This is a genomic window from Kibdelosporangium phytohabitans (assembly GCF_001302585.1).
GTDB classification, from domain to species: Bacteria; Actinomycetota; Actinomycetes; order Mycobacteriales; family Pseudonocardiaceae; genus Kibdelosporangium; species Kibdelosporangium phytohabitans.
In genome coordinates, this window is the sequence record NZ_CP012752.1 from 8368644 (window position 1) to 8382858 (window position 14215).

The following is a 14215-nucleotide window of genomic DNA, read 5'->3' on the forward strand; positions in this document are numbered from 1 at the left end:
GGCGCCGATCTCACCTGAATTCGACGTCAGCGCGCCAGCCGCTCAGCCAGCCACGCCAGCGACAGCGGATACCGGTAGTCGATAGCGCCGTGACCGGCGTCGAACAGCTCGAAACGAATCCGCTCGGCCGGCACGCCCACGTCGAGCAGTCCGGCACGGTACGCCTCAGCCCCCAGGTCGAGGTACCACTCGTCACGCGTGCCCGCGTCGATCCACACCCAGTTGAGCGACCGGACCGCGTCGGCGTACCTGGGCACCATGCGCACCGGGTCCCAGTCCAGCCACCGCTGCCACTGCTCCGGCCTGAGCACACCCGTCTTCGGGTCGAACGGCAACTCGGGCGTACCGTCCTCCCGGGCGGAGAAGCACGCCGAGAGGCACAGCATCTCCATCAGGTTGTCGTCGCCGGGTTTGGTGAACGACGGACGCGACTGGAAGTCGGCCCAGAACGCCATGATGTCCTGGTCGTAGGCGCGCAGGGCGCGCACCGCCCCGGCGATGTCGGCGCTGTACGAGAACTCGTACAGCGCGTCCCCGGCGTGCGTGGCCAGCGCGCCGAAGACGTCCGGCCGCAGCATCGGCGTGATCATCGCCCCGAACCCGCCGGAGGACTTGCCTGTGATCGCACGCGAGTCGCGGCCGGCAATGGTCCGGTAGTGCGCGTCCACCCACGGCACGACCTCGTCGCAGATGTACGAGTGATACCGGCCTGTGCCAGGCGAATCGACGAACTGGGAGCCGCCGTACCTGGTCCACGCGTCCACGTAGACCACCACGCAGCCGGGCGCGCCGCCGGCGAACACGGCGTCGGCGGTCTCCAGGAACGGCTGGCGGAACGCGGTCCGGTTGGCCCACATCGAGAGGTGGCCGGTGTAGCCCTGGATCACGTAGACGGACGGATAACGCTCGGCGCTGTCGTCGTAGCCGGGTGGCGTGTACACCCACAGTGGCCGTTGGTGCGGATCACCGAGATGGTTGTCGCGCAGGAGCGCGGAGTCGAAAGTGTGCCGGTCGAGCCGGCCGGCGAGTTCAGCTTCCCAGGGCAGCATGTGGATCAGTGAAGCACGCCCCGCCAACCACGACCGGTGACCGCTGTTCCGGTGTGCGGAGAACACCTGTCACACGAACGCCGGATTCGGTAGAGTCGGCAGCACTGGGAACACGGCTGCAAAGACAGAAAGCCGACGGCCGTGGAGTTCGAGACTGGGGTGGTCATGAACGAGGAATACGAGGACGCCGAAGAGGTTTTCGAGGAACTGCTCGACGCCTATGGATCGAATCCGAAGCATCTCGCGTGGGTTCCACGCCCGCAGGACTGAGAAACCCGCGGGCAAGCCGATGAGTGACGATGCCGCACGGGTCAGAGTGTCCTCGTGCGGCATTTCCTACTGGCGATCGGGAAAGCTGATCTGGGACGACACTGTCGCACACAGACAGTTCGCACTGGTCGACGGCACCGAGGCGGTGCTGCGCTGGTTCCACGACTGGAAGCCACTGGAGTCCATATCGGACATTCCTGGTGAGCCTGCCCAAATCGCCCGTTACCGCCGGGTTGCCGGGGTCTTTCTGGCTCATGACATTCTCGTCGCCGAGGGGTCGCAGCGGCACCGGTTCGAGGCGGCGGCAGACGTGGCATGGCGGCCGTGGGGCCGATTGGCACCGGCGTTCCACTTTGCCACCCGCATCCTCGCCGACGGCGAGTTCAACACCGATGACGACTACCGCGTATTGCTCGAGGAAAACCTCAAGCAGGGGCCCGCGCCGCGCGCACATCACACCTTCGCCAATGTCGGCGCCCGGATCGTCGCATTGCCGGACCGAGCAGAGGCGACGTGGCAGGAACGTGATCTTGTCGACGTGCTCTACCAGCGGCGCAGCGACCGGAAATTCGCCGAAACGCCGATTCCGCTGGCGTCAGCCGGGGCATTGCTGCAGATTTCCGCCGGTATTGTCGCCATCGACGAACGAACACAGACCGTGTTCAAGACGTCGCCGTCCGGCGGCGGGCGCCACCCGACTGAGGTCTATGTCTACGCACGGGCCGTCGAAGGTGTCGAGCCGGGGACGTACCACTACAACCCCACCGCGCACACGCTGGAACACATCGGCGGGACACGCACCGACGACGACCTCGGCGCGATCGCCGGTGACCAGCAGTGGGCGGGTACGGCCGGGATGATCGTCTTCTTCACGTCAGTCCTGGAACGAAGCATGTGGCGGTACCACGCGCCGCGCACGTACCGGTTGCTGCACATGGACGTGGGCCATGTCAGCCAGACGGTGTACCTGCTCGCCACCGCGCTCGGCCTCGGTGTGACGTTCACGTCCGCGATGCGCGACGAACTGGTGGAGCAGCTGCTCGGTGTCGAACCGAACGACGAAGTGGTGATGGGCTGTGCCGTGATCGGCACCAAGGTCTGACCGTTCAGGCCGCGAGCAGCCGCCGGAGTTCCTCCGCGTTCGGGATCTCCAGCCCGCCGATGCAGGCCAGGGCTTCCTCCCAGCAGGCTCGTGCCGTGGCGCGGTCCCCGACCCCGTCCCACGCCAGTCCGAGGATGTGCAACGCCTGTGCCTGCCCGAAATGCGCGCCGGCGGCGCGGTTGATGGCCAGTGCCTTCTCGGCGTGGTCACGCGCGGTGGACATGTCCCCCACGTCGTACGCGAGCCAGGCGAGGAGCTTCTCCGCGCGGCTCTCGTATCTCAGCAGCTCGCCGCTCCTGCTCAGCTCCGCCGCCCGGGTGGCGTAGTCCCTGGCGGTGGTCATGTTCCCGCGCTCGCGGCTCTGGGACGCCAGCCGCAGCAGCGCGGAGATCTCACCGGGCAAGTAGGACAGCCGGCGCGCTGTCTCAAGGGCCTTGCGCGCACAGGCCGCCGCTTCGTCCGCGTGCCCCATTCCCTGGTGCGTGGCGGAAAGCGTGACCAGCGCAGCCACCTGGTCCTGTTCCACGCCGGACTGCTCGGCCAGTGCCATCGACTCGTTCGCGTGCGCCAGCGCGGTTTCGTGCGCACCCGCCAGCCGGTTGGCGTCCGCCAGCCCGCGCAGCGTGTCGGCCTCGTAGTGCCGTGTGCCCGATTCGCGGTAACACGCCAAACCCTTGGTGTACTGGACGATCGCTTCCTCGTACCGGCCCTGGTGGACCAGGATGTGGCCGAGGCTCACCCGCGGCGTGCCCTCGATCGACGGGTTCGGGCTCGACGCCAGCAACGCCAACGCGTCGTGCGCGTACTGCTCGGCCCGGTCGAGACGACCGCGCTGCTCCTCGATCACACTGAGGTTGATCAGCCCGTAGAGCCGGACGCTGTCGAAACCGTGTTCCCCGGCCAGCCGGACGCCTTGCTCGACCTGGTCGGCGGCGGCGGCGAGTTTGCCGTCGGCCTGGTGCATCGTACCGATGCTGATCATCGCCCGCGCACGTCCGTCGTGCGCACCCGCCCTGGTGTAGGCGTCCAGCTCGGCCACCAGGTGGTCGGTCGCCTTCCCGAATTCCTGGACGCGGAAGTAGATGGAGGCGATGACGTGGTGCATCGCCGCTTCGGCCTGGTGTTCACGCGCGGCCTTCGCGGCGTGCAGCGCCGCTCGGGCGGCCACGAGCCCTTCGGCCCGGTAGCGGCCACGGGTCACCAGGTACGCGCGCAACGACTCGACCAGGTGCCACGCGGTGTGCGCGGGGCCGTGGCCCGCCGCGTGCAGGATCGCGGCGATGATGTTGGGGCCTTCCTGGTCCATCCACTCGACGGCCGCGTCCGCGTCGGCGAAGGCCGGGCTGGGCAGCGACTCCTCCAGTTGCGTGCGGGGCAACCGGATCCACGTGCCGTAGAGCACGTCGGCGATCGCGTCCAGCCGTCGCACGTAGAAAGCGAACAGCCGGGCACGGGCCGCGCCCGACTCGTCCGGGCTTTCCTCGATCTGGCAGCGTTCCTGGCTGTAGAGCCGAAGCAGGTCGTGGAACCGGAAGCGGTGCGGCGCGATCCGCTGGATCAGGCTCGCGGTGGCCAGCTCGGCGAGCAGCTTGTCGGTGCGGTCGTCGGGCAGCCGCGCCATCACCCTGACCGCGTGCCGGGAGAAATCCGGCCCCGGCACCAGGCTCAGCAGCCGGAACAGCCCGGCGGCCTCCGGTTTGAGCGTCAGGTAGGACAGGTCGAACACCGCACGCACCGCCGCACCGGGATCGTCCTCGATCTCCAGCGCGGTCAACCGGTTGCCGTGCCGCAGGTCGGTGACGTACTCCTGCATCGAGTCGTCGTCACGCAGCAGCAGGTTCGCGCCCGCGATGCGCAGCGCCAGCGGCAGGTGACCGCACAGCCGCGCGATCTCCGCCACCGCACCGGGATCGGGCTGGGCGAGGTCCTCCCCGATGATGGTGTGCAGCAGCTCGACCGACTTCTCCGGCGCGAGGACGTCCAGGTTGACCAGCTTCGCCCCGCCGAGCGCGGCCAGGCCGCGCAGTGTCTTGCGGCTCGTGATCAGCGCGGCGGAGCCCGGCATGCTCGGCAGCAGGCTGCGCACCTGCCCGGCGCTGACGGCGTTGTCCAGCACCACCAGGACTCGCCGGTCGGCCAGCACCGTCCGGTATGCGCCGACCAGCTCGTTGCGGTCGTCGGGGAGCTGGTCGGGTCTCAGCCCGAACGCCTGCAGGAACCGGCCGAGCACCTGCTCCGGCGTCAGCTCGCGGTCCAGCGCGTTGCCGAGCAGGTCTACGAACAGCTGACCGTCGGGGAACTGGTCCCGCAGCTGGTGTGCGGCCTGCACGGCCAGCGCGGTCTTGCCGACGCCGGGCTGCCCGGAGATCGCCACCACCGGGGCACCGACCTCGCCGTCACCGGACAGCAGGTCGATGATCTGGTCGTACGCCTCGTCGCGTCCGACGAAGTCGCGCAGGCCCGCGGGAAGCTGCCGGGGCACCGGGCGGTGCGCGGGCTGCTGGATCGCGGACGGGTCCGCTGTCGCCGGTTGCGGCGCGGGCCTCAGCGACAGCGCGGGGTCGTTGGTGAGGATCCGCTGGTGCAGCCGCTGCAGCTCTTCGCCGGGGTCGACGCCGACCTCGTCGGCGAGGGTGGCACGCACCTCCTGGTAGCTGGCCAGCGCCTCGACCTGACGACCCGAGCGGTACAGCGCGAGCATCAACTGGCCGCGCACCCGTTCCCGGAACGGGTACTGCGCGGTCAGGTTGCGCAGCTCGGGCAGCAGCTCCGCGTGCCTGCCGAGCGAGAGGTCGCAGTCGACGCGCATCTCGGTCGCCCGCAGGTGCTCCTCGGTCAGCCGCTGCACCTCGCGTTCCCGGAACGAGCACGCCGGGATGTCGGCGAGCGCGGGGCCGTGCCACTGGGCGAGGGCGCTGGTGATCAGCTCGGCGCGGTCGGCCGGGTCACCGGCCTGGTCGGCCCGGCCGACCAGTGCGCGGAACCGGGACAGGTCGAGCTGGTCGGGCCCGACGTTGATCCGGTACCCGTGCGGCATCGTGGCGATCAGGTCCTTGGCCCGCAGCGTCTGCCGCAGCCTGCGGACGTAGGCCTGCGCGGTCGACGCCGCGTTGTCGGGCGTCTCGTCGTCCCACAGCCAGTCGACCAGCTCGCTGACGCGCACGACCTGGTTGCCACGCAGCAGCAGGCCCGCCAGTACCACCTGCTGTTTTCCGGCGGGGACCGTGACTGTCCGGCCCGCCACCGTCACATCCAAGGTTCCCAACAGGCGGAAGTCGTTGTCTTCCACCATCCACGCCCCCGTCGGAGTCTCGGGTCCAGCGACGTACCGACGATCCTAGTCGGGAGTACGCGAGAAGTACGCGGGATCGGGTGAGCTGGTTCAGTGCCCGGGAACCTGGTCGAGACGCTCGCGGACGATCTGATGGCGATCATCGCCGACGAGGATCCGCTTCTCGCGACGATGTACGGCCTCAGGGACACCGACCGCGTGCTCGCCGACCTGACCGAGGAGGGCGAGAGCAGACTGCGGGCGAGGGCCACCGCCGTCGCGATACGCGCACGGGAGCTCGACGACGAGGCGCTGACCTCGGTCGACCGCGTGACCAGGGCCGTTGTCCAGGAACAGGCCGAGGCGGTCGTGCACAGGATCGACTCGCGGGCCGTCGAGTACACGGTCACCAACCACTTCGTCAGCCCCGCCGCGCACGTGCTCCACTACCTGCCACGCGTCCCGATCGCCGACGGGGACCAAGCCGACGCGTACCTGAGCCGGCTGTCCCAGTTCAGTGGCTACCTGGCGACGGCGGCGAGCCGGCACGTCGGCGGCGCGGTGGCCGGACGCCTTCCGGTCACGCGGCTCGTGCGGGGCGCGATAGTCCAGTTGGACCGGACGGTGGCGCTCGGCGCGGACGACCCGCTGCTTGACCCGATCCGCCACGAGGGCATGGAACGGTACGCCGACCAGGGCCTGCGGATGCTGGAAACGGAGATCCGGCCCGCGCTCGCCAAGTACCGCACCGCCCTCACCGAGCTCACGCCGAGCGCCCGCGACGACGACCAGCCGGGCCTGTGCTGGATCACCGGCGGGGAGTCGATCTACGCGAGCCTGATCAGGGTGCACACCGACAGCAGCCACTCCCCGGACGTGCTGCACCGCACCGGCGAACGCCTGGTGGCGGACCTGCGTGCGGAGATCGCGCAGTGCGGGGCGCGGCTGTTCGGCAGCAGTGACGTCGCCGGGATCTTCCACCGGCTGCGCGCCGACGAGACGCTGAGGTGGCGTGACGGGCAGGAGATCCTCGACGCGGCCAGGACAGCGATCCAGAAGGCGGAGTCGCAGGCGCCGAACTGGTTCTCGGTCGTGCCGGAGCAACGGTGTGTCGTCGAGGCCGTGGCCCCGGCCCAGGAAGCAGCGATCCCGTCGGCGACGTACCTGATGCCCTCGCCGGACGGCAAACGGCCGGGGACGTACTCGACGAACATCAGCCGCCCCACCGAGCGGTACCGCCACTTCGCGGAGACGATGGCGTTCCACGAGGCCGTACCCGGCCACCACCTGCAAGTCACCAGGGCACAGGGCCTGCGGGACCTGCCGATGCTGCGCAGGTTGCCGCTGAGCACCGCGTACGTCGAGGGCTGGGGACTGTACGCCGAGCGGCTGGCCGACGAGATGGGCCTGTACTCCGACGAGCTGTCCAGGATCGGGATGCTCGTGCTCGACGCGATGCGCGCGGTCCGCCTGGTCGTGGACACCGGTCTGCACTCGGGGGGCTGGAGCCGGGCGCGGGCTGTGGAGTACATGACCGCGAACACGGCCATGCCGGAAGTGGAGATCGAAGCCGAGGTCGACAGGTACATCGCGCTGCCCGGTCAGGCGCTGGCGTACATGGTCGGCCGGATGGAGATCACGCGGATCAGGACGGCCGCACAGGACACGCTCGGCGACAAGTTCGACATCCGCACCTTCCACGACACCCTGCTCAGCGGCGGCACGCTGCCCATGCCGGTGCTGGCCGACGTCGTGGCCGACTGGACGAAGTCCACGTGAGATCGGCGTCAGTACGCGACCGGTACGCGGGTGGTACACGGCGCGGGAGACGATGAGGACGCTGCCAGGGCGACAAGGGAAGGCAGCAGCAGAAGCCAACGCCGGCGAGGAATGAGATGTCCGGTGGGACCGCTGGGGGTGGTCCCACCGGACAGCCACAACCGCTCGTGAGTGGTCGTCACCTCCCCCGGCGACCACTCACGAGTTTCACCCGCGCCCCGATACCGTGCCCGGTCGGGACCAGCCCGCCGGATCGGCTCGGGCCGGTCCTGCCGAGGAGGGCCGAACACCGTATCCGGCGAAGGTGTCGGTGCAGTTCCACATACTGGGCCGCTGGAGGTCCACGGCGAGCGCGGGCCCATGCGGCTCAGCGGCAACCGACTTACCTGCTTGTCGCGCTGCTTCTGCAGGCCAATCGCAGCGTGTCCCACGAACGCCTCACCGAGGCGGTGCGGGACGACCGGCTGCCGGACACGGCCGTCGCGGCGTTGCGCACGTACGTCTCGCGCATCCGCCGGGCGTTCGCGGACATCGAGCCAGGCGCTGCGGAACGCGTTGTCCCAGCAGGCGTTGACCATCGCGCTGCGAACCGGCGACCAGGCGTCCCAAGTCGAGGCACACCAAGGCATCGGCCGAGTCCAGCACGCCACCGGCCATCACCACGACGCGCTTGTCCACCATCACACCGCACTCGAACTGGCCCCCGAACTGGGACAGCCCAGCAGCCAAGCCCGCGCCCGCGACGGTCTCGCCCACGCGCACCACGCCCTCGGCGAAACCACCCGCCACCATTGGACAGCAGCCCTCAGCATCCTCACGGACCTCGACCTCGCCCACACAGACGAACCCGACGTCACCACCGGCGCCATCCAGGCCCAGCTGGCGCGCTGGGCGACGGACAGTCGTGTTCGCTGGGGGACGCCGGGAATACGGCGTCCCCCCAGCACCGGTTCACAGGGTCAGCTGTGGCCAGGAACTGGTGTCCCGCAACAGTTGCCGGTCGTGCGTGGCGAGCACGACCGCGGCAGGGGTCGTGCCGAGTGCTGCTGTCAGTTCGTCGACCAGTGCGGCGGACAGGTGGTTGGTCGGCTCGTCGAGCAGTAGCACGTGCGGCTGGCTGACCAACACGAGCGCCAGGTCCACCCTTCGCCGGGCACCGACTGACAGCTCTCCCAGCGGGCGGTGTGTGTCGTTGCGGTCCGACAACCCGAGTTCGCCGAGGCCGGGCGCGGGTAGCCCCGACCGGGCCACCACCTCCTCGTACAGCTGGCGTGCTGTACGGCGGGGTGGTGTGTCGGATTCCTGGCCCAGGCGTCCGACTCGGACCGGCTTGGCGCGCCTGACCGTGCCCGTCGCCGGTTCGATGAGGCCTGCCAGCACCGACAGCAGCGTTGACTTTCCCGCGCCGTTCGGTCCGGTGACGACCAACCGGTCTCCCGAGTCCAACGCGAGGGTCACCGGGCGATCCAGTCGTCCGGGTACGGTCACGTCCTCGGCTCGCAGCAACGTCGCGCCTCGGTACTCCGGCAGTTCCGGCATGGCGAACCGGGTTGGTGGCGGCGGGACCGCCACGACAGCTGCCTCCAGGTCCTCCTGCCTTCGGTGCACAGCACGCACGAGGCCGGGTGCGCGGGTCGCCCGCGTGTGTTTGCCGGTTCCCTTGGCCGGGCGCCAACCGTCCTTCAGGCGGTTCTGCGCCGCTGACAGGTCGTCCGCCAGCCGCTGCCGCTCGGTGACCTGCTCGGTGTGCAACGCTTCCCAGCGGGCACGTTCGGCACGGCGGCCGTCGACGTACGCGGCGTAGCCACCGCCGTACACCCGTGGCCTACTGTCGCTGGACGGGTCGAGGTCGATCACCGTCGTGGCCACGTCCGCGAGCAACGCGCGGTCGTGCGTGACGATGACGACCACACCCGCGTGCGCGCGTAGTTGCTCGGTGAGGTGGTCGAGGCCGCCCGCGTCGAGGTGGTTCGTCGGTTCGTCGAGCAGCAGGATGGAATGCCTTGCGCCAAGCAGGCATGCCAGCCGCACGCGGTGTCGTTGTCCTACCGAGAGTGTGCCGAGTGGACGGTCGCGGTCGTCGACTGCGCCGAGCGCGGCCAGGGAGATCTCGACTCGTCGGTCCGCGTCCCACGCGTCGAGCGCTTCGGCCACCGTGAGCGCGTCGGCGTAGGCGTCGTCGGCGCCGGGCGTGCCTTCGGTGAGGGCTTCGGTCGCACGGTCCAAGTCGGCCAACGCGGTGCGTACGGCGGCCAGTTCGAGGTCGATCAGGTCGCCGACGGTGTCCGTGGCCGCCAGCGGGATCTGCTGATCGGCAACGCCGATCGAACCCGCGTGGTGGACCTCGCCTTGGTCGACGGGCAGCTGACCGGCGAGCACGCGCAGCAAGGTGGTCTTGCCGCGGCCGTTCTCACCGACGATCGCGACCCGGTCGCCCGCGGCGGCCACGAGGTCGACCCCGGCGAGCACGGGCCGCCCGCCGTAGGAGAGGTGGACGCCGGACGCGCGGACGTGCGCCGCGCGGGCAGGGGCCAGCGCAACAGGGGATGACATGGAAATGCCTCCAGCTAGAGGTGATGCATGAGTAGGACGAAGACGGCACCGCGGTCCGCGGCACCGGTGGAGGCGTCGTCCCTCAGAGGTACATGGGTGTTTGCATCACGTCCGACAGGTTAGATCACGCGCCGCGTCCCGGTCATCCGGTTTTCTGCCCGTCGAGGCGCTGGCAGGTGGGGGCGTGCGAGAACGCCACGTCCAGCTCCTTGTTGGCCCGCAGGTCCTTGGTCGGGCCCACCGCCCCGCTCAGCGGTTCCAGGCCCGCGCCGACCTCCGCGACCGCCTTCTGGAACGAGACCGGGTCGGTCGTCTGCGCCTGCTGGAGCTTGCCGCGCGCGGAGTCCAGGGTGCCGCGGGCGGAGGTGAGGGTCGCCATCGCCTTGTCGACGGCGGCCTGGCCCTCGGCGACCGGCGGCGCGCCGGACTGCGTGAGCCGGTCGGACACCGAGTCGATCGCTTCGGCGATCGACCCGAGGTAGGCCAGCAGGCTGGTTTTGGCCTGGTGCGGGTCGGCCCCGTCGATCCGGGGCAGCTGGGACAGTTTCGCGCCGCCGTCCTGGACGGTCTGGCAGACCTGGTCGGCCCACGCGATGGCCGGGCGGTTGAGCCCGTCACCGCCCGACGAGCACCCTGCGGTCAGCACGACACCGGCGGCGAGCACCGCGAGACGATTCATGAAAACGACACTAGAGACGCCGCCCGCGCCCGGACAATGACGAAAGCGAAAACCATCGATAACACACAAAACCGTCCAGCGGTTGGCGCAGATATCGATAATTGACATATACAGCCACACAATCATAGGTTCAGGGAAATCCATTCGGCGCGAAAGGCCAACGGTGACTGGAACACCCGATCCCGCGCAGCGGATCGCGTTCGATTCCCTGTTGTCGGCGTCCGGCGACGGGTCGTCCGCGACGCTGTGGTTCCGCCTGCCCGCCGAGCTCGCGGTGCTGTTCCGGCCGAGGATCACCGAGCTGGCCGTCGAGACAGCCGACGAGCTGCGGCGCACCGTGCCCGCGTTCGGCCAGATGGACGGCTCGTGCATGCGAAAAGTCACCGGCTATATCCAGCAGGCCATCACGCAATTCATCGACCGGCTGGCCGATCCGACCGGCCCACGCGATTACGCGGCCGAACGTTTCCGCCAGCTCGCGTTGCACGACGACATCCAGGGCAGTCCGATACTCGACATCCTGCAGACCGCGTACCGCGTCGGCGCCAGGGTCGCGTGGCGGCGCGTCGCCGACGAGGGAACCAAGATCGGTGTCCCGACCGACACGTTGTGCCTGCTCGCCGAAACGATCTTCGCGTACATCGACGAGTTGTCCGCGTTGTCGGTCGAGGGCAGCGTGTCCAAGAAGATCCGCGAGGCCGGCGCGCTGGAACGCAGGCGCAGGCAGCTGCTCGAACTGCTGCTGGGCGGTGCGACGCAGGAAGCGCTCGGCCGGTTGGCGGAGGCGGCGCACTGGCCGTTGCCCGAACGTGTGCTCGCGGTGTCGCTCGACGTGCGGGACGCGTGGCCGGACCCGGAGGGACCCGTGCTGGACAGCCGGATCCTGGTCGACCTCGAAGGCTCGGCGCCGTGCCTGCTGGTCGCGGAGGAGCACCGGGACCTGGTGGGCACCCTGCCGGTGATCATGCCCGGCTGCCGCGCCGCGGTCGGCCCGTCGATCGAACTGGGTGACGCCCGCAAATCGCTGCGGTGGGCCCGCCGGATCACGCAACTGGTGCAACGAGGGTCCCTGCCGGACGCGCCGGTGACCTGGTTCGACGAGCAGCTGTCGACGTTGTGGCTGCTCAACGACCGGTTCATGGTCCAGCAGATCGCCGCGCGCGTGCTCGCCCCGCTGGACGGCCTGACCCCGACGCAGCGCACCACACTGGGCGACACTTTGCTGATCTGGCTGGAAACCAGGCGCACGGCGGTGGAGATCGCGGAGATGCTCAACGTGCACCCGCAGACCGTGCGCTACCGGATGCGCCAGCTCAAGCGCCTGTTCGGCGAAAGCCTGGAGGACAGCGACATGCGCTTCGAGATCGAGGTGGCGTTGCGCGCCGAACGCGCTCGGTTCGAGGACTGACGGCAAACCCGCCGAGGAATCCGGAATCAGCCACGCACCGGCCATGTTGACCTCAGGACAGCGGCCGATCACCCGGTGGGGTGGGCCGAGTGCCGATGCTGGAGGGGATTTCGTGGAACTTGGGGTTGGACTGCCGACTGCTGGGGCGATCGCGTCGCCGGACGCGATCGTGCGGGTGGCGAAGGCGGCCGAGGAACTGGGCTACGCCGCCGTGTGGACGTTCGAGCGGGTGCTGCGGCCGGTCGGCAAGATCGCCATGCTCGGGGTGCCTGAGCCGCAGGAGCTGCCGGAGCTCTACCGGAACGTCTTCGAGCCGCTGGTCACGCTCAGCCACGTGGCCGCGTCGACCAGCCGCGTCAAGCTGGGCACCAGCGTGATCGACGCGCTGCTGCACCCGCCGGTGGTGCTGGCGCGGCGGTTCGCCACGCTGGACCAGTTCAGCGGCGGCCGGGTGATCGCCGGTCTGGGCCAGGGCTGGATGAAGGAGGAGTTCGAGACCGCCGGTGTGCCCACCAGCCGCAAGGGCGCGGGGTTCGACGAGGCGGTCGCGGCGCTGCGCGCGGCGTGGGGACCGGACCCGGTGTCGTTCGACGGGCGGTTCTACAAGATCGCGCCGTCGGAGATCAACCCCAAGCCGGTCCAGGAGAAGATCCCGGTCGTGGTCGGCGCGATGACGCCGAAGGGCATCGAACGGGCCGCGAGGATCGCCGACGGCATCAACCCGGTCGTGTTCTCCCGTGACCAGCTGCTGCAGGTCTCGTCGGCGTTCCTCAACGCCGCCAAGGAGTTCGGCCGCGACCCGGACGAGTTGTCGGTGATCGGCCGGGCGAACGTGGACATCACCGGCAAGCCGGTCGACGGCGACCGGCCGTTCCTCGCCGGTTCGCCCGAGCAGATCGTCGAGGACCTGGCCACCCTGGACGGCCACCGCGTCGACCAGGTGCTGTTCGCCAACAACGCGTCGGTCGACCTGGACACCGAACTGGACCTGTTGCGGCGCTTGGCCGAGCTTGCCGGGCTCAAGGCCGTCTAACGCGGCACGAGTTCGCTGATCCGCCACCGGCCGTCGATCCTGCGGGCCGACACGGACAACTGGGCGGCACCCGCGCTGGTCGTGTGGGTGTCACCCCGTGTCGCGGACTGGTCGAGGAACGCGAGCAGCCGGGCCTGCTCGTCCTCCAGTGACACCACCCCGACGCTGACCACTTTGGCCGTGACCGTGATGCGTTGTTCCGCGGCGTGCGCCTTGATCTGCTCGAACAACTTCGCGTACTGGCCCTGCGCCTCGCCGGTCAATGTTTCCCGCGCGGCGCGCTCGGTGGTGACGGTGTCGTCGTACCGGTACGAGAACACCTGCTCGAGCGAGTCGCGTACCTGGGCGCTCACCGCCGTGAGGTCGTCGTTCGGACGATCGGCACGCAGCCACAGTCCCACGCTGGCCAGTGCGACCGCGATCGCCAGCAGGACGTAGGGAAACCGCCGGGTGACCGGCTCGTCCGGAGTCTCGTCCGCGATCTCGTCCGGTGGCTCGACCCGAAGTTCCGCGTCGCGTTCGGGGCGCGGTTCGGGGCGCCGCCTGGTTCCGGCGACGACGGTCCGCCGCCGCGGCGGGTTCCGCACCTTGCGCACTGTCCTCATCAGACGGCTCCAGCCGGGATCTGGCCCAGTGCGCCGACTTTCCAGCCCGTGTCGGTCCGCACCAGCTCGGCACGCATCCGGCTGCGCTTGGTCACCGGCTGCCCGCCGTCCGGCGTGACCACGATCTCCACCGCGGCGATCACGGTCGCCCTCGGCGGGTCGAACTCGGTGATCGCGGCGTCGAGCACCCGGCCTTCGGTCACGGTCTTCGCCTGTTCTATCTGTTTGCGGCTGCCTTCCCCGGTCTGCCGCAACTCGTCGGTCAACGCGCCGGTCGACACGCGCTGCCAGCGGTCGAGCCCTTCGTCGATCCTGCGGTAGTCCAGCGTGTTGAACGTCGCGATCGCCCGGCGCCCGCTGTCGAGCGCCGCCTCCCGCGCGGCCGTCTGGTCGGCGTCCCACCAGGTCCAGCCGCTCCATCCGGCGAAACCCGCGGCCACGACGACCGCGGCGACGCCGAGCATCC

At 69.6% G+C, this 14215-nt stretch carries 11 protein-coding genes; 4 read left to right on the top strand and 7 right to left on the bottom strand.

Features of this window, described 5'->3' with window-relative positions; translation table 11 throughout:
• Positions 1 to 26: 26 nt before the first annotated feature.
• Positions 27 to 1049 (bottom strand): alpha/beta hydrolase, encoded by a 1023-nt coding sequence (locus AOZ06_RS37835; protein WP_054297218.1) that lies wholly within the window; start codon positions 1047 to 1049, stop codon positions 27 to 29.
• 289 nt (positions 1050 to 1338) lie between these two features.
• On the opposite strand from AOZ06_RS37835, the gene AOZ06_RS37840 reads away from it, so the two are divergent.
• Entirely contained in the window at positions 1339 to 2421 is a 1083-nt protein-coding gene (locus AOZ06_RS37840) for a SagB/ThcOx family dehydrogenase (protein WP_054293766.1), read from the top strand.
• Between the two features lie 4 nt (positions 2422 to 2425).
• On the opposite strand, the gene AOZ06_RS37845 is transcribed toward AOZ06_RS37840, so the two are convergent.
• Positions 2426 to 5713 (bottom strand): AfsR/SARP family transcriptional regulator, encoded by a 3288-nt coding sequence (locus tag AOZ06_RS37845; RefSeq protein ID WP_054293767.1) that lies wholly within the window; start codon positions 5711 to 5713, stop codon positions 2426 to 2428.
• A gap of 93 nt (positions 5714 to 5806) precedes the next feature.
• Between AOZ06_RS37845 and AOZ06_RS37850 the strand changes: the two genes are divergently transcribed.
• A complete protein-coding gene (locus tag AOZ06_RS37850; protein ID WP_335338312.1) occupies positions 5807 to 7471 on the top strand; it encodes a DUF885 domain-containing protein in 1665 nt (554 codons plus the stop codon).
• Positions 7472 to 7909: 438 nt separating this feature from the next.
• Here the strand turns inward: AOZ06_RS37850 and AOZ06_RS57095 are convergent, their stop codons facing one another.
• From AOZ06_RS57095 to AOZ06_RS37860, 3 genes are all read right to left on the bottom strand, one after another.
• Positions 7910 to 8308 carry a hypothetical protein gene (locus AOZ06_RS57095; RefSeq protein ID WP_157233471.1) on the bottom strand — a complete coding sequence of 133 codons (399 nt, stop codon included), beginning with the start codon at positions 8306 to 8308 and terminating at the stop codon, positions 7910 to 7912.
• A gap of 114 nt (positions 8309 to 8422) precedes the next feature.
• Positions 8423 to 10024, bottom strand: coding sequence for an ABC-F family ATP-binding cassette domain-containing protein (locus tag AOZ06_RS37855; RefSeq protein WP_083472192.1), 1602 nt, complete (start codon positions 10022 to 10024; stop codon positions 8423 to 8425).
• Positions 10025 to 10166: 142 nt separating this feature from the next.
• Positions 10167 to 10703, bottom strand: a complete 537-nt coding sequence (locus AOZ06_RS37860; RefSeq protein ID WP_054293769.1) for a hypothetical protein — start codon at positions 10701 to 10703, stop codon at positions 10167 to 10169.
• A gap of 163 nt (positions 10704 to 10866) precedes the next feature.
• Here AOZ06_RS37860 and AOZ06_RS37865 point away from each other — a divergent pair, with 163 nt between their 5' ends.
• Both AOZ06_RS37865 and AOZ06_RS37870 read left to right on the top strand, forming a co-directional pair.
• Complete coding sequence (locus AOZ06_RS37865) at positions 10867 to 12111, top strand: PucR-like N-terminal domain-containing protein (protein ID WP_054293770.1); 1245 nt, start codon at positions 10867 to 10869, stop codon at positions 12109 to 12111.
• 112 nt (positions 12112 to 12223) lie between these two features.
• Positions 12224 to 13144 (top strand): TIGR03619 family F420-dependent LLM class oxidoreductase, encoded by a 921-nt coding sequence (locus AOZ06_RS37870; protein WP_054293771.1) that lies wholly within the window; start codon positions 12224 to 12226, stop codon positions 13142 to 13144.
• On the opposite strand, the gene AOZ06_RS37875 is transcribed toward AOZ06_RS37870, so the two are convergent.
• Positions 13141 to 13749: a hypothetical protein gene (locus AOZ06_RS37875; protein ID WP_054293772.1), complete on the bottom strand. Its 609-nt coding sequence runs from the start codon at positions 13747 to 13749 to the stop codon at positions 13141 to 13143. The genes AOZ06_RS37870 and AOZ06_RS37875 overlap by 4 nt on opposite strands.
• On the bottom strand, positions 13749 to 14213 hold the full coding sequence (locus AOZ06_RS37880; protein WP_054297220.1) for a hypothetical protein: 465 nt from the start codon (positions 14211 to 14213) through the stop codon (positions 13749 to 13751). The genes AOZ06_RS37875 and AOZ06_RS37880 overlap by 1 nt, the downstream gene beginning before the upstream one ends.
• Positions 14214 to 14215: the final 2 nt, after the last annotated feature.